Genomic DNA, 20,049 nt, shown 5'->3' with positions numbered 1-20,049 from the left:
CCTTTGCCCATATTCTCCGCACGTTGTTCAACACCCGAGGTTTCTATGCCCGCCATCACAAACCATCTGCCCACGTCTGAGCTCCAGGCGCTGGATGCAGCGCACCATATGCACCCCTTCACCGCCGGGGGCGAGTTGGCGGAAAAGGGCGCGCGAGTCATCACGCGCGCCAAGGGCGTGTTCCTGCACGACAGCGAAGGGAACGAAATCCTCGACGGCATGGCGGGCCTGTGGTGCGTGAACATCGGCTATGGGCGTAGTGAACTGGCGGATGTTGCCGCCCGGCAGATGCGCGAACTGCCTTACTACAATACATTCTTCCAAACGACCCACGTGCCCGCCATCGCGCTGGCCCAAAAGATCGCTGAACTGGCACCGGGGGATTTGAACCACGTCTTCTTTGCCGGATCAGGCTCGGAAGCCAATGATACCAACCTGCGCATGGTTCGCACCTACTGGGCGATCAAGGGCAAACCCGAAAAGCAGATCGTGATCAGCCGCAAGAATGCCTATCACGGCTCGTCTGTCGGATCGGGGTCACTGGGCGGCATGGCTGCCATGCACGAACAAGGTGGTCTGCCCATTCCGGGTATTGTGCACATCAACCAACCAAACTGGTGGTCCGAGGGCGGCGATATGAGCTCGGAGGACTTTGGCCTGGCTCGCGCACAGGAATTGGAAGCGGCAATTCTTGAACATGGCGAAGACAAGGTTGCCGCCTTTATAGCTGAACCCATCCAAGGCGCAGGCGGTGTGATTATCCCGCCCAGCACGTACTGGCCCGAAATCCAGCGTATCTGCGACAAGTACGAGATCCTGTTGATCGCTGATGAGGTGATCTGCGGCTTTGGTCGCACCGGCAACTGGTTCGGGTCTCAAACGCTAGGGATCAAGCCGCACATCATGACCATCGCCAAGGGACTCTCCTCGGGATACCAACCTATCGGTGGCTCCGTGGTCTGTGATGAAGTGGCAGAGGTGATCGGGTCAGGAGAATTCAATCACGGCTACACCTATTCCGGTCATCCTGTTGCCGCCGCCGTCGCACTCGAAAATCTGCGTATCCTTGAAGAAGAAAACGTGCTGGACCATGTGCGCGATGTTGCAATACCTGCGCTGCACGAGATGTGGCACAGTCTGGCCGAACACCCGTTGGTTGGGGAAACAACGATCACCGGTATGATGGGATCACTGGCACTGACACCAGACAAAGAGAGCCGCGCCAAGTTCGCCATGGATGCGGGCACGGCCGGTTTCATGTGCCGCGAACGGTGTTTTGCGAACAACCTGGTGATGCGACATGTCTATGACCGTATGGTCATTTCACCGCCTCTCATCATCTCACCAGATGAGATTGCCGAGATGGGGCGCCGGGCACGGACCGCGTTGGACGAGTGTTATACGCAGCTCGTAGACGGGAACATGATCAAGTCCGCCACCTAGTTCTTAACAATCATCTCCCTTGGCCGATCACAGAAGCATTCCGCAGGTCCACTTTCCGTGATCCGAATGCTTTCCGTGATGGCCAGGCCCCAGCCGTCCATCCATAGGCCGGGCATGAAGTGAAATGTCATATTCGGCTCAAGCACGGTGTCGTCCTCTGCCCGGAATGAAATAGTGCGTTCGCCCCAATCCGGCGGATAGCTCAGCCCGATGGGATACCCGCAACGTGCGGTGCGTTCGATCCCAACCTTCTTCAGCGCTCCATTCAAAGCCGCCGCGACGTCCCGCGCCTGGTTGCCCGCGCGGGCGGCATCAATTCCTGCCTCCAGCCCCTCGATAACCGCGGCCTCGGCACGTTTCATCTCGTCTGGAGGGTGCCCAAGGAAAACTGATCGACTCAATGGCACGTGATATCGACGGTAGCACCCTGCAATCTCGAGTGTGGTCGCCTCTCCCGACTGAAACGGATCACCGTTCCATGTCAGGTGCGGGGCGGCGGAGTCTGCCCCTGACGGTACAAGCGGTACTATTGCAGGGTAGTCTCCCCAATCGCCATCAACGCCGCGGATGGCGTCACCGTAGGCCGCTGCAACCACCTCGTTCTTTGGTACACCCGGCGCGATACGTTCGGCCATACCGTCAATCACCGCTTCAGAAATGCGGGCCGCCTTGCGCATGAAAGCAATCTCGGCATCTGACTTAACGGCACGGCACCAGTTCACCAGAGACGTGGCATCAACCAGCTCAAGCCCGGCGGTTTCGAGCACTGCATATGCCTTGGCAGAGAAGTAGTAGTTGTCCATCTCGACCCCGACACGACCGGAGAGACGGCTGGCCAGGTCCTCCATTGGGTGCCGGGTTGAGGTTTGGATGTAGTGTTCGTTATATCCGACCGCGCCATCTTCGCCCATCCAAGTTGTTCGCATCGCGCCTGCCACGTCCTGCAAACGTCCCCACCAGATCGGATCGGCGTCTTGCGTCACAATCACACCCTGATGCACGTAAAAGGACCAACCATCATATCCGGTCAACCACCCCATGTTCGACGGGTCCGTGATCAAAAGGCATACCAGGTTGGCCTGCGCCATCGCCGTCCGGACCTTCTCCAGCCGTGAGTGATACTCCCCAATGTCAAATGCACATTCCATGATTCCCAACCACTCCCCGTTTCGACGTCACAGGAACAATGCCCAAAAACGCACAACAGTGCAGTGATTCCGACCGGATTGCGCTACCAATCGTTGTTTTGCGTCATAGTTGGTTGCATTGAACCATCCACCTCGGTTTAGTTTGCGTCAAAGCGGCGGCGAAAGATCGCCACAAGAACGGGGAGCCAGATTTGGCCAACACTGCGACCGACCACGCGTTCGTCGAATTCGAACGTGTGCAGAAGAGTTATGATGGCGAAATCCTCGTCGTCAAAGATCTCAACCTCTCAATGCCCAAGGGCGAATTCCTGACGATGCTTGGGCCGTCAGGATCGGGCAAGACGACCTGTCTGATGATGCTGGCGGGGTTTGAGACAGCCACGCATGGCGAGATCAAGTTGGGCGGCAAACCGATCAACAACATCCCGCCGCACAAGCGTGGGATCGGTATGGTGTTTCAGAACTATGCGCTGTTCCCACACATGACGGTTGCCGAAAATCTCAGCTTTCCGCTTGAGGTGCGCAAGATCGGCAAGTCCGAGCGCGAAGAAAAAATCATGCGCGCCCTTGGCATGGTGCAAATGCAGGATTTCGCGGGTCGCCGCCCGGCGCAATTGTCTGGTGGCCAACAGCAGCGGATCGCCTTGGCCCGTGCGCTGGTCTTCGAACCCGAGCTGGTGCTGATGGATGAACCGCTCGGTGCGCTCGACAAGCAACTGCGCGAAACGCTGCAGTTCGAAATCACGCGGTTGGCACACAATCTGGGGATCACCACGGTCTACGTGACCCACGACCAGACCGAAGCGCTGACCATGTCCGACCGCGTTGCTGTCTTCGACGACGGACGCATTCAACAGCTGGCCCCGCCGGATCAGTTGTATGAAGAGCCGGAAAACAGCTTCGTTGCGCAGTTCATCGGCGAGAACAACACGCTCATGGGCACTGTCAGCAAAATCGCCGGCGACCAGTGCGAGGTGACTCTGGACGATGGCGAGATCATTGACGCAAAACCGGTGAACGTGTCCGAAGTGGGTCAACGCACCCGCGTGTCCATCCGCCCGGAAAGGGTTGAAATGAACAAGGAACGGCTCAGCCCTGACGCGCACACGTTAAAGGCCGAAGTGCTGGAATTCATCTATATGGGCGACATCTTCCGCACCCGCCTGCGGGTTGCCGGGAACGACGATTTCGTCATCAAGACACGCAACGCACCTGATCAGGTCCGCCTGACACCGGGTACCCAGATTGACATCGGATGGTTGCCACAAGATTGCCGGGCGCTTGACGCCTGAGCATGAGGAAGAAGGCCAGGGCGACGCCCGTGGTCCGGCCTTCGCACAGATCAAACGGGCGCTAACAATGGGAGTAAGTTCATGAAACTCACCAAGACCCTACTTGCCACAACGGCTTTGACGCTCGCGTCAGGCACGGCATTTGCCGACGGCCACATGGCCAGCGACATGACACTTGTCAGCTGGGGCGGTGCATACCAGTCCAGCCAACAGAACGCCTATGTCGCGCCTTACATCGAAAACAACCCCGGCGTGACTGCAGTTTGGGACGAAAGTTCGGCCGAAGCTGTGGCGAAACTGCGCGCCATGAACGAAGCAGGCAGCGTCACCTGGGACGTCGTTGACGTGGTGGCTGCAGACGCGATCCGTCTTTGCGACGAAGGCCTAGCGCTGGAAATCGACCCGGACGAAGATCTGGCAGCCGCACCTGATGGTACATCAGCTGCAGACGACTTCGGCGACTTGCTTGTCAGCGACTGCTTCATCCCCCAGATCGTTTATTCGACCACATTCGGCTACCGCACCGACCTCGTAGGTGACACAGCACCCACAAGCGTCTGCGCCGTCTTCGACACAGAAGCGTACCCCGGCAAACGCTCGCTAGAAAAGCGTCCCATCAACAACATGGAATGGGCACTGCTCTGTGATGGCGTGGCCAAGGATGACGTCTATGACGTGCTGGCAACCGAAGAAGGTCAGCAGCAGGCACTGGACAAGCTGGCAACCATCAAGGACGACGTGATCTGGTGGTCCGCCGGTGCCGACACGCCTCAACTGCTCGCCGATGGCGAAGTGGTGATGGGTTCGACCTACAACGGTCGTCTGTTCGCTGCCATCGAAGAGCAGAAGCAGCCCATCGGCATGCTGTGGGACGCGCAGGTGTTCGACCTTGACGGTTGGATCATCCCAACGGGCCTGAGCCCGGAGCGTGAAGCACGTGCGCGTGACTTCATCAAGTTCGCGACCGACACGCAGCGTCTGGCAGACCAAGCCAAGTACATCTCGTACGGTCCTGCACGCGCCTCGTCTGCGCCACTGGTAGGTCAACACGCGGAGCTGGGCATCGACATGGCACCACACATGCCGACCGACCCCAACAATGCCAAGAACACGTTCCTCTACAACTACGAGTTCTGGGCTGACTACCGCGACGACATCGACGCCAAATTCCAGGCGTGGTTGGCACAATAAGCCCAAGTCTGGCGGACGACACGTCCGCCTTACTGCACACCAATCGTAAGGCGGGGAACACCCCCGCCTTACACCACCAAGGGGGACGACCATGCCCAAAGGCTACATCATCGGCCACATCACCGTGAACGACCCGCAGGCGTATAAGGAGTACGTCGAAAAAGACACGCCGATCCTGCTGTCACACGGCGCAGTCCCATTGGTGCGTGGCGGTGACGCACAGTCGATGGAAGGGCCGGAGTTTTCGCGCCATGTCGTCTTTGAGTTCCCGACATACGAGGCGGCATTGGCCGCATATAACGATCCCGAATACCAAGAGGTCATGAAGATCCGCCACCGCACAGCGACATCGATGATTGTCGTTGCGAAAGGAGCCTGATCCATGGCCGAGATGATGCTTGCCGCTGACGGCACCCCGCTGAAACGCAGCCTTGCGCGCGCCCTGCGGCGCCAGAAACTGCGGGCGCTGGGCTTGATCGCACCGCTCCTGATTTTTGTCCTCATCACATTCATCGTACCCATCGCGTCCATGCTGTTTCGATCGGTCGAAAACCAGATTGTCGGAAACACGCTTCCCATGACAGTTGAGGCGCTGGCAGATTGGAATCCGAACTCCGGCACGCCCCCCAGCGAACCTGTCTACGAAGCGATGTATTTCGACATGTTTCTCGCGGCAGAAGCCAAGCGCCACACACGGCTCGGAACACGTCTCAACTATGAACAGACCGGTGTCTCGTCTCTGTTCCGCCAGTCCGGTCGGGCACTCGATGACATTGGCAAGGAAACTCAAAAACCGCTCGAAAAGCTGAATGGTGCATGGAAGGACGGTGAAACATGGCACGGTATTTTCAATGCCACGGGCGATGCTGACACCGCACTGCTGAACCAGCAGCGCGCCCGCGTCGCTGCGCTGACGGATGCATCTGCAAGTGGTGACATCAATTTCGCTCCGAATGCCACGATTTCCGATCTGCTGCCCCGCACCACGCGAGCCTACACGGCATGGGCGGTTTACACGGCCACGCAGCAAGGCCGCGGCCCTGCAACCCGCGATCCGTGGGAAGCCGTGGCCACTGCTTTGGCACTGGATCTGAAAACCGCTGACCTTTCGGCGTATGATGGCACTGGCGCCGATCTGCTGGCCGAGGCACAAGCAGCCAATCTGCCTGTTCCGACCATGACAGCCGCCTTTGCCGACATGGACGAAGACTGGGCCGGAGCAACCGTCTGGAAGACAATTCAGACGCATTCCAGTACATACACCTCCGGCTACTTCCTGAATGCCGTCGATGCTCAGAAGACACCGGATGGCGTGGCTTGGCAGCCCGAGGAAAAACAGATCCTGCTGACCCTCTTTGGTCGCACAATCTGGATGTCGCTGCTGATCACCTTCTCCTGCATCGCGCTGGGCTATCCCATCGCGTGGTTGCTCGCCAACTTGCCAATGCGACAGGCGAACCTTCTTCTGATCCTCGTCCTGCTTCCGTTCTGGACCTCTCTTCTTGTTCGCACGTCAGCTTGGAAAGTCATGCTGCAACAACAGGGGGTCATCAATGACGTCCTCGTCTGGATCGGCCTGGTCGGTGATGGTGACCGTCTGATCATGATCAACAACCAGTTCGGCACCATTGTCGCCATGACGCATATCCTGCTGCCGTTCATGATCCTGCCGATGTATTCGGTGATGCAGACGATCCCGCCCAGCTACCTGCGTGCCGCGAAGTCGCTGGGGGCCACGAACTGGACCGCCTTCTGGCGCGTCTACTTCCCGCAATCGGTGCCCGGCATCGGGGCTGGGTCGATCCTCGTCTTCATTCTCGCCATCGGCTACTACATTACGCCAGAAATCGTGGGTGGGACCAAGGGAGTCTTCATCTCGAACCGGATCGCCTACCACATCTCGTCATCGCTGAACTGGGGCCTCGCCGCTGCACTCGGAACCATCCTGCTGGCCGCCGTGCTGGTGCTCTATTGGGCCTATGACAAGATCGTGGGCATCGACAACGTCAAGCTGGGGTAACGACCATGGGCCTTCCTCCATATGCCACGCTGGGTCAGCGCATCTGGTACTGCAGCTTTCGGGTGATCTGCGGGCTGATCTTCTTCTTCCTTGTGGCCCCCATCGTCGTGGTCATGCCGCTCTCGTTCAATGCACAGGATTTCTTTACCTTCACGCCCGAAATGCTACGGCTTGATCCCGAAGGATACTCGCTCAAACACTACCGAGACTTCTTCACCAACCCGCAATGGCAACTGGCACTGAAGAACTCGCTGATCATCGCACCGCTCGCCACGATCATCTCGGTCAGCCTCGGCACGCTCGCTGCCATCGGTCTCAGCCAAAGCCATGTCCCATTCAAAGGGACAATCATGGCCATCCTGATCTCGCCCATGATCGTGCCTCTGATCATCTCCGCCACGGGCATGTTCTTTTTCTACGCCCAACTCGGCAACTGGATGGAGGCCACATTGGGCCTCGACAAAGGCTTTGTGGGCTATGTCAAAGTGGTGCTGGCCCATGCCGTGCTGGGCATCCCCTTCGTCATCATCACAGTCACTGCGACGCTGGTAGGCTTCGACCGCTCCCTGACCCGCGCCGCGGCCAATATGGGCGCAGGGCCGGTGACCACTTTCTTCCGCGTACAAATGCCCCTGATCCTGCCCGGCGTAATTTCGGGCGGCCTATTCGCCTTCATCACCAGCTTCGACGAAGTGGTCGTGGTCCTCTTCGTCGGATCCGCCAGCCAGAAAACCCTACCTTGGCAAATGTTCATCGGCCTGCGCGAACAAATCAGCCCAACCATTCTCGCCGTGGCAACAATCCTTGTAGTGATTTCCATCGCCCTGCTGACAACCGTCGAACTCCTCCGCCGCCGCAGCGAACGCCTGCGCGGCATGTCACCGGGCTAAACCTTCTTTTGGCAGAAAATACCTCGGGGGAGCCCAAAGGGCGGGGGCAGAGCCCCCTAAAACATAGCGTCGCGAAGCGGCCTTTGAATTAGCGCAAGCGGTTCAGTAAGCTTAGCGACGCGTACCCATCTGCAACCACACCCTGTGACTGCTGAAACGCGCGTACGGCCTCCAGGGTCTTCGGCCCGATCCGACCATCCACACCCTGCGTGCTGAACCCCGCAGCCGTCAGACGGCGCTGCATTTCCTTGCGTTCCGAAAAGGTCAAAGCACGATCCTGCAAGGGCCAGGCTGCCTTGAAGCCTGCCCCCCCGCCAATCCGGTCGCTGAGATGCCCGACACCGATGACATAGGCATCCGCCGCATTGTACCGCTCGATCACCTCGAAATTCTTGAAGATCATGAACGCAACGCCCTGACTACCAGCAGGCAGCAGGATGGAAGCCGAACCGTAGTCGGGCACCGGCTGCCCATCGACACCAACAACCCCAAGATTGGCCCATTGCGACGGCATGCGGGTCACCTTGCGGCTGGCCGTCGCATAGTCAAAGCCGCGCGGCAGCGTCACCTCGACACCCCAAGGCTGGCCCTTGATCCACCCAAACCCAGCCAAGTAGGCAGCGGTTGAGGCCAGCGCATCCGTCGGATTATCCGACCAGATGTCACGCTTTCCATCGCCCGTGAAATCAACAGCATGGTCCAGATAGGATGTCGGCATAAACTGCGTATGCCCCATGGCCCCAGCCCATGACCCGGTCATGTTGCGTGGGCTTGTGTCACCGCTTTGCAGGATTTTGAGCGCCGCGATCAACTGGCCTTCAAAGAACTCTCCCCGCCGCCCATCATGTGCGAGCGTCGCAAGGCTTCGCACAACGTCGTTCGATCCGCGAATGGTGCCATAGCTGCTCTCAAGACCCCAAACAGCAACAACAACTTCCTTGGCAACACCGTAGCGCGCCTCGATGGCCTCCAGCGCATCACGATGCTCTCGCACCGCCTGCTTGCCGTTGCGTACACGCCGGTCAGACACCGCACTGTCCAGATACTCCCAAATCGTCTTGGTGAACTCTGACTGGTTTCGATCCAACCGGATCACGTCAGGATCATAGCGCACACCGTCAAAGGCACGGTCAAAGGTTGTTCCGCTGATGCCTTGCGCCAATGCACGTGGTCTAAAATCCCTGATCCATCGCTGAAAATCTGCGTTCGAAGCAGGTGTATCCACCGCCAGTGAGGATGATGCCTGCAAGGCAGTCGGGCGCAGTTGCGGGCGAACAACCGTCAGGGTTGCGACCTCCAGCGGGGACAATGTTTGTGACCGGGCAACTGTATCTGCGACAGGCCGATGTTCCGGCCTGATCGAAGATGGAATGGCCTGTGAGATTGCCGCTCCAGCAAGAAGTATTGCGCTGCCCGCAGCGCAAAGGGTGACTGCCCACCGCATGTTTTGCCTCATAATCGCTTGTGCCGCGTTTTCCCTAATGTAGCGAAAATCGGCCGTCCGGCAAAGTCTCAGTCGAAATGGGCGCGGTCCTTCGCCACTTCGTGCACCTCGGCCCGGATGCGCGCGAGGTGATCACGTAACAACGACACCCGATGCGGACGAAAGCTTTGGTCTGTCACGCACAGCTCGTCCATGCGGTCCAACCGGAACACCCGGAAGTCCTCCCTCAGATGGCACCAGGCCAGCAAAACGTTGGTGTTTTCCATATAAACGATGCCCAGCGGTTTGACGGTCCGCTCGGTCTGATCGCCCTTGGCGTCCTGATATGCAAAGTGCACGCTGACCTCGTCCCATGCCGCCTGCCTGAGCGTGCCAACATCAATGCGCGGTGGATCAGGGCGCCAGTACCGACGCGCGTCCAGCACGGCATGTTTCAACCGGTGCGCCTGTTTCGGCGGTACGCGGGCCTGAATCTTTGCCAGCGCAGACGTTGCTGCCTTGGCCAGTGCCGGGTCCGCAATGACTGCAACGTCACGCAGGCCAAGAACTAACGCTTCCAACTCATCGTCTTCAAAACCAAGCGGAGGTAACGAAGCATCTTCGATCAGCGTAAACCCAAAGCCCGCTTCACCATCAATCACGGCCCCAAGGCCACGCAGCTCATCAATATCGCGATAGATCGTGCGCAGTGACACATCCATTTCATGGGCAAGTGATTGTGCCGTGATGGGGGGTGTCAAACGACGCAGTGTCTGCATCAACTGGAAAAGACGGTGTGTTCTGGTCATGCTTCAGTCATATCACATGTGCTGCCAGTTTCTGACAGCACGGATCGGTATCTCAACCTCAGATTTCATTGAACAGGAGAGAAAGATGCTGACCCTTGTGACTTACCCTCCCGCCTTTGGCCAACCCAGTGGCAGCCCGTTTTGCGTCAAAGCCCTTTACCTTCTCAACTTGTCTGGCCTGCCCTGGCAGCGCAAGGACACGGCTGATCCGCGCAACTGGCCAAAGGGGAAGTTACCCGCACTGTGGGTCGATGACGAAATCATCGGCGACAGCGACAATATCCGCGCTTGGCTTGAAGAACGCGGCGCTCATTTTGACAAGGGCCTAAGCGATCTGGATCGCGCCACATCGCGCGCCTTCATCCGCATGGCCGAAGAACACATGTACTTCCATGTCGTGATGGACCGCTGGGGGGACAAGGCTGTTTGGCCCCTTGTTAGAGACACATATTTCGCTGCAATACCTACGTTTCTGCGCAAGTTCATCACCCGTGGCATCCGCCGGATGCTCTTGCGCGGCATGGATGCGCAAGGGCTTGGTCGCCTGACTGCCGGTGAGCGCCTCGAGCGGATTGAGCCAGATCTGTTGGCGATCACTGATCGCCTATGGCACGGCCCGTTCCTGTTTGGATCGAAACCCAGTGCCGCAGACGCCAGCGTCGCCGCGATGCTGGGCGCCATGGCATCGACGCCGGGCGGAACGGCCCTGTCGCGCCGCGTCAAACAGGACGTGATGTTGGTCGACTACATGAAACGGGTCGAAGCAGCGCTGGGTTAGCGCCGCTTGCGGCTCACCTTGCGCTTGGCCTTGTCGGACCGGCGTTTGGCATTGGCAGGCTTGCGGCGTGGACTGCGACCTGCCGGGCTACGCCGGCCGCGTGGCAATGCCTGTCCGTTCAATGACAAAAGCTCCAGGGCGATGCCGCCAGTCACCGGTACTGCTTCGGCCAGACGCACGGTCGCACGCTGACCCAAACTGATAATCATGCCGGTATCAGCCCCCATCAGCGTGTTCGCCTCGCGGTCGAAGTGGAAGTATTCCGCCCCGATGGACCGCATCGGCACCAAACCGTCTGCACCGCTATCATCCAGTTTCACGAAGATACCGAACTTGGCGATCCCGGCCACACGCCCTTCCAACTCGTCACCCACCCGCTCGCTCAGATAGGCAGCAAGGTAGCGATCCGTCGTATCCCGCTCGGCCACCATTGACCGGCGCTCAGTGTCCGAGATATGGGTGCCCGTCTTCTCAAGGTTCTCGATATCTTCAGGCGTCAGCCCATCCTTACCCCAGCCATGCGCCGCGATCAGCGCGCGGTGCACGATCAGGTCTGCATAACGCCGAATGGGCGACGTAAAGTGCGCGTAGCTGCGCAGAGCAAGGCCAAAATGCCCAAAGTTCTGCGGGCTGTAATAGGCCTGCGTCATCGACCGCAGCGTCGAGATGTTGATCAGCTCGGCATCTTCCGTATCCGCTGCCTGCGCCAGAAGCCGGTTCAGATGCGCAGTCTTCAACACCTGCCCCTTTGCCAGCGTCAGCCCCGCCGCTTGCGCCGTCTCACGCAGGTTATCAAGCTTGTCGGGCGACGGTTCCTCATGCACCCGGAACAGCAGCGGAGACTTTTTTGCAATCAACGTCTCAGCCGCAGCCACATTGGCCAGCACCATGAACTCTTCGATCAGGCGGTGCGCATCCAGGCGATCCTTGAAAGCGACCGACCGCACCGTGCCGTCCTCATCCAGCACAATCTGGCGTTCTGGCAGGTCCAACTCGAGCGGTTGGCGGCGATTGCGCGCGTCAACCAGCGCAGCGTAAGCCCTGTAGAGAGGCTGCAAAACAGGCTCTAGCAAGGGCAAAGTGCGCTCATTCGGATACCCGTCAATTGCCGCCTGCACCTCCTCGTAGTGCAGGGATGCAGGCGACCGCATCAGCCCCCGATGGAAGCTGTGCCCAATCTTCTCACCATGCGCATCAATTTGCATCCGCACGGCAATACAGGCTCGCGGCACGCCTTCGTGAAGCGAACAGAGATCGCCCGACAGCCGATCCGGCAGCATCGGCACAACCCGATCCGGGAAATAGGTAGAGTTACCGCGCTTCTTCGCCTCACGGTCCAGTGCTGAACCGGGCGTGACATAGGCGGCCACATCCGCAATCGCGACCCAGATGACATGCCCGCCTTCGTTCTTTGGATCGTCATCGGCATGGGCGTAACATGCGTCGTCATGGTCACGCGCATCAGACGGGTCGATGGTAATCAGCGGCATGTCCCGCAGATCTTCGCGCCCCTTCAATCCCTTAGGCTTCTGCGCATCAGCTTCGGCAATCACGGCGTCAGGAAAGGCGTCCGGGATACCATGTTCATGGATGGCAATCAGTGACACCGCCTTGGGGGCTGAGGGATCACCCAGCCGCTCCACAACACGGGCGCGCTGCAAGCCAATGCGGTTCTTGGGGCCAGCCTGCTCCGCCTCGACCAACTCGCCGTCTTTGGCACCGTGGGTGGCACCAGCAGGGACCGACCATTCTTTGTCGCTGCCCTTGTCCACGGGCACGATACGTCCACCCTCAGCGCCCGCGCGAAACACGCCCAATATGCGGCGTGGGTTGGTGCCTATGCGACGGATCAGGCGCGCTTCGTAGTTATGGTCGTTCTCTTTGACCAAGGTGAGGCGGGCAAGAATGCGGTCCCCCGAGCCAAGCGCCGGATCAGATGCGCGGGGCAGGACCAGAATCTTCGGTTCAACCCCTTCGCCCTGCCATTCCATCGGTCGTGCAAACAGATCACCATCCGCATCAGGCGCTTCAACCTGCAAGACACTGACAGGCGGCAGGCGGTCCGGATCCTGATAGGTCTTCTTGCGCTTTTCCAGATGCCCCTCGGCCTCAAGCTCTTTCAACAGACGTTTGAGGTCGATCCGTGCAGCGCCCTTGATCCCGAACGCCTTGGCGATGTCACGCTTGGCAGTCAGGGTCGGATTTGAGGAAATCCAGTCCAGTATCTCGGATTTTGTGGGAATACGGCTCATGCGTTCGAGGTAGCACGCACATCCGGGGTCGTCATGGCAAATCGTTGACCGTGTCGACATCCGCCAAGGTGTCGACCAGAGCGACACGGGGCAAACAAAGGGCGACGCGGCTGTCAGCCAGTGCGTGCTCCGTTGACCAGCGCACACCGTCCAACGCGGATTTGCCCATTTTAGAGCCTGTTTTCATGCCAATCAGCCAGTATCCCCCATCCGGCGCAGGCCCGAACACAGCGTCATGATTGCCCAGCGCGGCGAATGCCTTCGAAATACGCATTCGGTCAATGCCGGGGATGTCCGCGCCGATCACACAGACCGGACCACCCGCCCGTCGCATCATGCGGATCATCCGGTCGCCAAGATTTCCGCCACCCTGCGGCCAGCGCTCGAACCGACTTGGCCAGACACGGCTCAGCAGTCCTTCATGATCCGGCGCCACGGCCAGCACCACCCGCCAGCGCGGGTCGTTGATCCGGCGCAACAATGCGCGCACCTGATGACGGAACCACCATGCGGCGGCCACCATTCCAACGTCCCGCCCCAAGCGCGTCTTGACGCGGCCCGGTCGCGGGACTTTCAACATGACCACCAAAGTGGGCGTCAAAGCGGCCGCTCCATATCGCGGTGCGGAATACCTGCGTCGTCGTAGATGGGACCAAAGGCTTCAAAACCAAGCCGTTCATAAAACGCCAACGCATGGGTCTGCGCACCCAGTTTGGCTTTCGATACCCCATCCTGCCGCCGCGCAACCTCAAGACATGCTTCGATGATAGCAGCCCCAAGGCCCGTGCCACGCGCTTTCTTCAAGACGCAGACACGCCCGATCTTGGCGACAGATCCTTGCACAAGGATGCGCGCGCACCCCATCGGTGCGTCGCCTATACAGGCCAAAACATGCAGCGCATCACCATCACGGCCATCCACCTCTTCCGCCTCGCTCACGCCCTGCTCTTCGATGAACACGGTACGGCGCAGTGCGTGGCACGTGCCCAGATCGTCGGTCTGTTCAATCTGCCATGTCACTTGAAGTAATCCTCAAGGATGCGGGTGTAGATGGATTTGAGCTGACGAATGTGCGCCACGCCCACATGCTCATCGACCTTATGCATGGACTGACCGACCAGCCCGAACTCGACAACCGGGCAGTGGTTTTTGACGAACCGCGCATCCGATGTTCCACCCGATGTGCTGAGAACAGGCTTCACCCCGGTCTCAGCCTCGACCGCACGGGCAACAAGGTCAGACAGCGGCCCCGGTGGGGTCAGAAAGCTTTCGCCAGACACTTTGACTGTCACATCAATCTCGACGCCATAGCTGCTTGCCACCTCGTCCGCCTGCGCCTTCAGCCACGTGGTCAGGCTGTCACCGGAATGGATGTCGTTGAAGCGAATGTTGACCGCCGAACGGGCCTGCGCCGGGATAACGTTGGTCGCGGGGTTGCCCGTATCAACGGTCACGACGGCCAAGGTCGATGCATCAAAGTGATCTGTGCCCTGATCTAGCTCATGGCTTGCAAGCCGGTCCATAAGGCGCATCAGCGGGGGCAGCGGATTGTTGGCGCGATGCGGATAGGCCGAGTGTCCTAGCACGCCTGTCACCGTGAACCACGCCGTCAGCGATCCACGCCGCCCGATCTTCATCATCTCGCCCATCGTCTCCGGGCAGGTCGGCTCACCAACAAGACAGACGCTCATCGCCTCGCCTTCCGTCTCCATAAGCGACAGCAAGGCGGTTGTGCCATCGACTGCATCCCCTTCTTCATCCCCAGTAATCGCCAGAATGATTGCACCGTCGGGCGGGGTGCCCGTCACAAAGTCGATTGCAGCGGCAGCAAAGGCAGCGACGCCAGATTTCATATCCGTCGTGCCGCGACCGTACATGACGCCATCACGTTCCTCGGCACCGAACGGGGGCATCGTCCAATCCTCGGCATTGCCAATAGGCACGACATCCGTGTGTCCGTTGAAACCAAAGGTTCGCGCATGGCCCTTCGCGCCAAACCGGGCAAAGAGGTTGCGAATGCCCCCACGGTCCGCCCATGTACAATTAAATCCGGCCGACGACAGCAGATCATGCAGGATATCCAAGGCCCCCGCATCCTCGGGTGTCACTGACGGGCAGCGCACAAGTTCAGCGGTCAGAGCAACTGGATCAACGGGTTGCATGAGTAAGTCCTTTTGCAAGCATGTGGCGAAAAGGACGCGTTGCGAACACCTTACGCCAGCCAGACAGTTAACAGGCCGTAAATTCCTGTGCTAGAGTTGTCGCAATAATATGACCCGAGGCAGGGCATCAGCAGTCCGGTCGCCAACGTGCGGCCACCCAAGTGCATAAAAAGGCACACAAGACGCGCGGATCAACCGCGTGCGCTGCGCTTGTTCTGTCCGCAACTATTGGGGTGGGGCAAACATGCCGGCAGCAGAGCTTCCGATTCAAACGGTGCGCGAAGGCGTTGACGCGACCGACATGGCCAACGCGATCTTCGGCGACGGCGTGCAAGTGGTGTCATCGTCCTATACCGGCGACATCGACAGCGCAGGCATTTATTCGAACGGGGACAGCGTCTCGCCCGGGGTGACCCCAAGTGACACCGGTGTCATCCTATCGACGGGCAATGCCGAGGATTTCACCAATTCCTCCGGTCAGGAAAACCAGGCAACAAACACATCGACAAACACCTCAGGACAAAACAACAACGGGCAGTTCAACGCAGCCGCAGGTGCCCGAACCTTCGACGCCTCGTATCTGGACGTCGACTTCATCCCCGACGGAAACCTGATGACGATGCAGTTCGTCTTCAGCTCGGAAGAGTATCCCGAATTCCAGAACTCGATCTATCAGGATTTCGTGGGCGTCTGGGTCAACGGTGATCTTGTCGAAATGGAGGTCGGGGATGGCGACACCGATCCCGGCAACATCAACACCACCAACAACATCAACATGTTCGTCGATAACTCGAGTGACCAGTTCAACACTGAAATGGACGGGTTCACGATCACGCTGACCCTGACCATGGTGGTCAACCCGGATGTCGTGAACTCGATCCGGATTGGGATCGCTGACGTATCGGATAGCCAATTCGACTCGAACTTGCTGATTGCTGGCGACTCGGTTCAGACATCACTCGTCGCCGTTGGCGATGACGTGAATGTTTTCCCCGAAGGCGTGACGTCGTTCAACGTGCTCGACAATGACGTGTCGCCCGTAGGCAGCACGCTGACCATTACTCATGTCAACGGCCAGCCGGTTGCCTATGACCCCGTTACAGGAATCGGAACAACAATCACGCTTCCAACCGGTCAGGAAGTCACAATCGGGCCGAATGGCGAACTGACCGTCGCTGGTGACGGCGACGAAGAAGACTTCAACTTCACCTACACGGTGACGGATGGCACCAACACGGATGTCGGTTTCGTCAACGCCACCTCTGTCCCTTGCTTCGTGGCAGGTACATTGATCTCGACCCCCGATGGCGATGTTCCTGTCGAAAGCCTGAGCGAAGGCGATCTTGTCCTAACCCAGGACGACGGCCCGCAGCCTCTGCGCTGGATCGGAACCCGCACTGTCGCAGCACAGGATCAGTATGCCCCGATCCTGATCCGGGCGGGCACGTTTGGTCAGCATGATGATGTCATGGTTTCTCCGCTGCACCGTGTGCTGATCCGCGACAGCCTGGCAGAGCTTCTGTTTGGCGACCGAGAGGTTCTGGTGGCCGCCAAGGATCTGGTCAACGACCGCTCTGTCACCCGGCGCGAAGGTGGCACCGTCACCTATGTCCACTTGATGTTCGACCGGCACCAAGTCGTGTTCTCAGGCGGGTTGGCGACAGAAAGCTTCCTGCCGGGCCCACAGACGACCAAGAGTTTCGAGCGCGAGATCGTAGAAGAGATATGCAGCATCTTTCCTGAACTCGACCCGGAAACGGGCGAAGGATATGGCCCGGCCGCCCGACGTACCTTGCGCGGATACGAAGCGGGCCTGTGGCGCAAAACGCGCGCTGCAGCATGACCTGGATTGGCGTCAACGATCACGAGGATGGCCGGTTTTCAAAAACCGGCCTTGTCAAAGAGGCGTCTGTTCCAAAGCTCGGGCCGATGATGGAACGCGGCACGCTGGTGTTCGAAACGCGGGTGGCCGGGCATGAATGTCCCCACGACCTGCTAGGTATCGCACACCCCTTTCCGTGGCCGCGCGAGCTGTCGTTTCGCGCCATACCCGGCGGTGGCATAGCGATGTTGCACCGACACAATACTGACATCACCCACGCCGCCATCCGCTGGGTCAATGACGGGCGGACACATACGCTGCGGGTCACATACGCCTGGAACGCACCCGAAGGGTGGGGGCGGCTTGCGCTGGAGCGGCCCGAGGGCAACCGCATCGTCAGCCGCCCTGTTCACATGCCCCGGCCCTTCCTGACGGACGATCTGCGTGACATCGTGTTGGCCCATCCCGCGCGGATCCTGTCGCAAGAGGTGCTGTTCAGCGCGATCAGCAATGACATCCTGCCGATTGGCCCCATGCCATCACTCCACCCCGCAACGCCCATTGCAACGCCGGGCGGCTATCGCGCCGCAGAAAGCCTGCAACGTGGCGACACCGTGGTGACAGACAGTGGCGACATCGTTCCCGTTCTGCACACCGTCCGTCATACTGTCCCGGCACGTGGCAGCTTTGCCCCGGTGCGGATACGCGCACCCTATTTCGGCCTCCAACGCGACATCGTTGTCGCACCCGAACAGCGGCTTGTCCTGAAAGGGTCAGAGGTTGAATACATCTTTGGGCAGGAAGCGGTGCTTGTGCCCGCGCGCCACCTTGTGAACGGACGCGCCGCGATCTGGAATACGTGCGGTAGCACGACCGACTACGTGCAGGTCATCCTCCCCGGTCACGAAGCGCTCGTGGCGGCCGGTTGCGCGGTCGAAAGTCTTTACATCGGGCGCATTCGCCGTGATGCGGAACGACTGAACGCCAGTGTCTTGGCCGACATTCCAAGCCGTTTGCTGCCCGAACACGCGCGGCCGATCCATCAGGTTCTTGGCCCGTTTGAGGCGATCACGCTGGTCGATCAGCGGGCAGCTTAGAAGGGTGGGGGATCAACTGGCGTAGTTTGATCCTTCTTCGTCCAAGATGGCCTTCAACTCGGCCAGATGGCGCAAGTCCTGCTCCGGATAATCCTCGATCTCTTGCGCTGTCTTTTCGGCAACCTCATCCGGGATCAGGCGCAACGGTTTGCCGGTCTGCAACGCCAGCAGATAGGTCTGACAGGCCCGCTCGAAATAGAACATCCGGTTAAAGGTTTCGGCCACCGTGTCACCAATCACCATGATCCCGTGATTGCCCATGACCATCACCTTCTTCTTGGGATCGTCGAACAGCTTGGCGCAGCGCTCGCCTTCTTCTTCAAAGGCAAGGCCGCCATAGTCCCCATCAACCACCACACGATTGTAAAACATGCACCCGTTCTGATCGACGGGCGGCAATGTGCTGTCAGCGAGGGCTGCAAGGGCGGTGGCATAAGGCGAATGCACATGCATGGCACAGCGCGCATGGGCACAATGCCGATGCATTCCGCCATGCAGCCCCCATGCGGTCGGGTCGGGCGCATCCGGCCCCTCCATGCTCTCCGGGTCATTGGCATCCACGACAATCAGATCCGATGCCTTGATGCGCGAAAAGTGCATCTGGTTGGGGTTCATCAGGAACTTTGTCCCATCGTCATTAATGGCGAGAGAGAAGTGGTTTGCCACTGCCTCGTGCATGTTCAGCCGGACTGTCCAGCGAAAGGCAGCAGCCAGATCGACGCGTTCCTGCCAATTTTCCATGTTGGGGCGAATCTGTGTGACGGTCATGATGCTCTCCCTGTGCTTGCGCCAAAGCGTGCACGCACACCCCAAAGCGTTCAACTCAAATCCGTCATGTCATCAGCCAAACACCGCCTGTCGAAATGACTGTTTCACAACATCTGCGCGGCCCCTCTTGCACCTCCCCGCGAAACTTGATCATTTAGGACATGGAACATGACCTTTTCCCGTCCTGGCCCGATGTTGCCCCCGATCTCGTAAATGTCGCCGCTGGCCGTACGCCTGCGGATATCGTCATTCGCGGTGGCATCTGGGTGAACGTGCACACGCGCGAGGCGTTGCCGTACCACGATATTGCAATCAAACACGGGCGCATCGCCTGCGTTTTGCCCGACGCAAGCGCGCAGATCGGGTCGAACACTGAAATCATTGAGGCCAAGGGCCGCTACATGATCCCCGGCCTGTGCGATGGGCACATGCACATTGAAAGCGGGATGCTGACCCCTGCCGAATTCGCGGCCGCCGTTATTCCACATGGCACAACCACCATGTTCACAGACCCGCACGAGATCGCCAATGTGCTTGGCCTCGAAGGCGTCCGCCTCATGCATGACGAGGCGCTGATGCAGCCCGTCAACATCTGGACCCAAATGCCATCCTGCGCGCCCTCGGCCCCGGGGATGGAGACAACGGGATACGAGATCAGTGCTGACGATGTGGCTGAGGCCATGGGCTGGCCCGGCATCATCGGTTTGGGCGAGATGATGAATTTCCCTGGTATGGCCAATGCCGATCCGCAAATGCTGGCCGAGGTCGCCGCGACCCAACGTGCGGGTAAAACAGTGGGCGGCCACTATGCCTCGCCTGATCTGGGTCCTGACTTTGCAGCCTACGTCGCCGGTGGCCCGGCCGATGATCACGAAGGAACGTGCGAAGTCGATGCCATCGCCCGGATGCGCCAAGGCATGCGATCCATGATCCGGCTGGGCAGCGCGTGGTATG

Annotated in this window: 17 protein-coding genes and 1 pseudogene; 10 read left to right on the top strand and 8 right to left on the bottom strand. The window is 59.3% G+C overall.

Annotation, left to right across the window (positions count from 1 at the left end):
• Positions 1 to 45 precede the first annotated feature (45 nt).
• Positions 46 to 1,443 (top strand): aspartate aminotransferase family protein, encoded by a 1,398-nt coding sequence (locus AC6RA8_RS01575; protein ID WP_500350374.1) that lies wholly within the window; start codon positions 46 to 48, stop codon positions 1,441 to 1,443.
• Here AC6RA8_RS01575 and AC6RA8_RS01570 read toward each other — a convergent pair.
• The gene (locus AC6RA8_RS01570; RefSeq protein ID WP_500350373.1) at positions 1,440 to 2,591 is read right to left on the bottom strand and encodes a M24 family metallopeptidase; all 1,152 of its coding nucleotides are present in this window, start codon (positions 2,589 to 2,591) and stop codon (positions 1,440 to 1,442) included. The genes AC6RA8_RS01575 and AC6RA8_RS01570 overlap by 4 nt on opposite strands.
• 191 nt (positions 2,592 to 2,782) lie before the next feature.
• Here AC6RA8_RS01570 and AC6RA8_RS01565 point away from each other — a divergent pair, with 191 nt between their 5' ends.
• The 5 genes and pseudogenes from AC6RA8_RS01565 to AC6RA8_RS01545 all read left to right on the top strand — a co-directional run.
• Positions 2,783 to 3,883 (top strand): ABC transporter ATP-binding protein, encoded by a 1,101-nt coding sequence (locus AC6RA8_RS01565; RefSeq protein ID WP_500350372.1) that lies wholly within the window; start codon positions 2,783 to 2,785, stop codon positions 3,881 to 3,883.
• 81 nt (positions 3,884 to 3,964) lie between these two features.
• The gene (locus tag AC6RA8_RS01560; RefSeq protein ID WP_500350371.1) at positions 3,965 to 5,074 is read left to right on the top strand and encodes an extracellular solute-binding protein; all 1,110 of its coding nucleotides are present in this window, start codon (positions 3,965 to 3,967) and stop codon (positions 5,072 to 5,074) included.
• Between the two features lie 91 nt (positions 5,075 to 5,165).
• Complete coding sequence (locus AC6RA8_RS01555) at positions 5,166 to 5,453, top strand: DUF1330 domain-containing protein (protein ID WP_500350370.1); 288 nt, start codon at positions 5,166 to 5,168, stop codon at positions 5,451 to 5,453.
• 3 nt (positions 5,454 to 5,456) lie between these two features.
• A complete protein-coding gene (locus tag AC6RA8_RS01550; protein WP_500350369.1) occupies positions 5,457 to 7,094 on the top strand; it encodes an ABC transporter permease in 1,638 nt (545 codons plus the stop codon).
• Between the two features lie 11 nt (positions 7,095 to 7,105).
• Positions 7,106 to 7,984 (top strand): annotated as a pseudogene (locus AC6RA8_RS01545) (ABC transporter permease); the annotation flags it as partial.
• 88 nt (positions 7,985 to 8,072) lie between these two features.
• On the opposite strand, the gene AC6RA8_RS01540 reads toward AC6RA8_RS01545, so the two are convergent.
• Together AC6RA8_RS01540 and AC6RA8_RS01535 are read right to left on the bottom strand one after the other, a co-directional pair.
• Positions 8,073 to 9,440 (bottom strand): lytic murein transglycosylase, encoded by a 1,368-nt coding sequence (locus tag AC6RA8_RS01540; protein WP_500350368.1) that lies wholly within the window; start codon positions 9,438 to 9,440, stop codon positions 8,073 to 8,075.
• A 56-nt stretch (positions 9,441 to 9,496) separates the two neighbouring features.
• Positions 9,497 to 10,216: a helix-turn-helix transcriptional regulator gene (locus tag AC6RA8_RS01535; RefSeq protein ID WP_189367043.1), complete on the bottom strand. Its 720-nt coding sequence runs from the start codon at positions 10,214 to 10,216 to the stop codon at positions 9,497 to 9,499.
• A gap of 85 nt (positions 10,217 to 10,301) precedes the next feature.
• On the opposite strand from AC6RA8_RS01535, the gene AC6RA8_RS01530 reads away from it, so the two are divergent.
• Complete coding sequence (locus AC6RA8_RS01530; protein WP_500350367.1) at positions 10,302 to 10,994, top strand: glutathione S-transferase family protein; 693 nt, start codon at positions 10,302 to 10,304, stop codon at positions 10,992 to 10,994.
• Here the strand turns inward: AC6RA8_RS01530 and rnr are convergent.
• From rnr to dapE, 4 genes are read right to left on the bottom strand one after another with little or no spacing between them, the layout of a single operon-like run.
• A complete protein-coding gene (gene rnr / locus AC6RA8_RS01525) occupies positions 10,991 to 13,246 on the bottom strand; it encodes a ribonuclease R (protein ID WP_500350366.1) in 2,256 nt (751 codons plus the stop codon). The genes AC6RA8_RS01530 and rnr overlap by 4 nt on opposite strands.
• A 31-nt stretch (positions 13,247 to 13,277) precedes the next feature.
• Entirely contained in the window at positions 13,278 to 13,847 is a 570-nt protein-coding gene (locus AC6RA8_RS01520) for a TIGR04282 family arsenosugar biosynthesis glycosyltransferase (protein ID WP_500350365.1), read from the bottom strand.
• Positions 13,844 to 14,266: a GNAT family N-acetyltransferase gene (locus tag AC6RA8_RS01515; RefSeq protein ID WP_500350364.1), complete on the bottom strand. Its 423-nt coding sequence runs from the start codon at positions 14,264 to 14,266 to the stop codon at positions 13,844 to 13,846. Before AC6RA8_RS01515 ends, AC6RA8_RS01520 begins: the two co-directional genes overlap by 4 nt.
• Positions 14,263 to 15,408, bottom strand: coding sequence for a succinyl-diaminopimelate desuccinylase (dapE, locus tag AC6RA8_RS01510; RefSeq protein ID WP_500350363.1), 1,146 nt, complete (start codon positions 15,406 to 15,408; stop codon positions 14,263 to 14,265). Before dapE ends, AC6RA8_RS01515 begins: the two co-directional genes overlap by 4 nt.
• Positions 15,409 to 15,652: 244 nt before the next feature.
• On the opposite strand from dapE, the gene AC6RA8_RS01505 reads away from it, so the two are divergent.
• Both AC6RA8_RS01505 and AC6RA8_RS01500 read left to right on the top strand, forming a co-directional pair.
• Positions 15,653 to 17,251: a Hint domain-containing protein gene (locus AC6RA8_RS01505; RefSeq protein WP_500350362.1), complete on the top strand. Its 1,599-nt coding sequence runs from the start codon at positions 15,653 to 15,655 to the stop codon at positions 17,249 to 17,251.
• On the top strand, positions 17,248 to 18,327 hold the full coding sequence (locus AC6RA8_RS01500) for a Hint domain-containing protein (RefSeq protein ID WP_500350361.1): 1,080 nt from the start codon (positions 17,248 to 17,250) through the stop codon (positions 18,325 to 18,327). The genes AC6RA8_RS01505 and AC6RA8_RS01500 overlap by 4 nt, the downstream gene beginning before the upstream one ends.
• A 12-nt stretch (positions 18,328 to 18,339) precedes the next feature.
• Here AC6RA8_RS01500 and AC6RA8_RS01495 read toward each other — a convergent pair whose 3' ends face one another.
• On the bottom strand, positions 18,340 to 19,095 hold the full coding sequence (locus AC6RA8_RS01495; RefSeq protein WP_500350360.1) for a class II aldolase and adducin N-terminal domain-containing protein: 756 nt from the start codon (positions 19,093 to 19,095) through the stop codon (positions 18,340 to 18,342).
• Between the two features lie 161 nt (positions 19,096 to 19,256).
• On the opposite strand from AC6RA8_RS01495, the gene AC6RA8_RS01490 reads away from it, so the two are divergent.
• Positions 19,257 to 20,049 (top strand): amidohydrolase family protein (locus AC6RA8_RS01490; protein ID WP_500350359.1); only part of this gene is annotated, 793 nt, incomplete at its 3' end.

The sequence above is a fragment of the Tateyamaria sp. genome, assembly GCF_059783535.1.
This window is presented reverse-complemented; position numbering and strand designations above follow the sequence as displayed.

Excerpts from the sequence above, each read along its gene's own strand:
- AC6RA8_RS01575 (WP_500350374.1), top strand. The coding sequence starts at position 46 with ATGCCCGCCATCACAAACCATCTGCCCACGTCTGAGCTCCAGGCGCTG.
- AC6RA8_RS01570 (WP_500350373.1), bottom strand. The coding sequence starts at position 2,591 with ATGGAATGTGCATTTGACATTGGGGAGTATCACTCACGGCTGGAGAAG.
- AC6RA8_RS01560 (WP_500350371.1), top strand. The coding sequence starts at position 3,965 with ATGAAACTCACCAAGACCCTACTTGCCACAACGGCTTTGACGCTCGCG.
- AC6RA8_RS01555 (WP_500350370.1), top strand. The coding sequence starts at position 5,166 with ATGCCCAAAGGCTACATCATCGGCCACATCACCGTGAACGACCCGCAG.
- AC6RA8_RS01550 (WP_500350369.1), top strand. The coding sequence starts at position 5,457 with ATGGCCGAGATGATGCTTGCCGCTGACGGCACCCCGCTGAAACGCAGC.
- AC6RA8_RS01540 (WP_500350368.1), bottom strand. The coding sequence starts at position 9,440 with ATGAGGCAAAACATGCGGTGGGCAGTCACCCTTTGCGCTGCGGGCAGC.
- AC6RA8_RS01535 (WP_189367043.1), bottom strand. The coding sequence starts at position 10,216 with ATGACCAGAACACACCGTCTTTTCCAGTTGATGCAGACACTGCGTCGT.
- AC6RA8_RS01530 (WP_500350367.1), top strand. The coding sequence starts at position 10,302 with ATGCTGACCCTTGTGACTTACCCTCCCGCCTTTGGCCAACCCAGTGGC.
- rnr (WP_500350366.1), bottom strand. The coding sequence starts at position 13,246 with ATGAGCCGTATTCCCACAAAATCCGAGATACTGGACTGGATTTCCTCA.
- dapE (WP_500350363.1), bottom strand. The coding sequence starts at position 15,408 with ATGCAACCCGTTGATCCAGTTGCTCTGACCGCTGAACTTGTGCGCTGC.
- AC6RA8_RS01505 (WP_500350362.1), top strand. The coding sequence starts at position 15,653 with ATGCCGGCAGCAGAGCTTCCGATTCAAACGGTGCGCGAAGGCGTTGAC.
- AC6RA8_RS01500 (WP_500350361.1), top strand. The coding sequence starts at position 17,248 with ATGACCTGGATTGGCGTCAACGATCACGAGGATGGCCGGTTTTCAAAA.
- AC6RA8_RS01495 (WP_500350360.1), bottom strand. The coding sequence starts at position 19,095 with ATGACCGTCACACAGATTCGCCCCAACATGGAAAATTGGCAGGAACGC.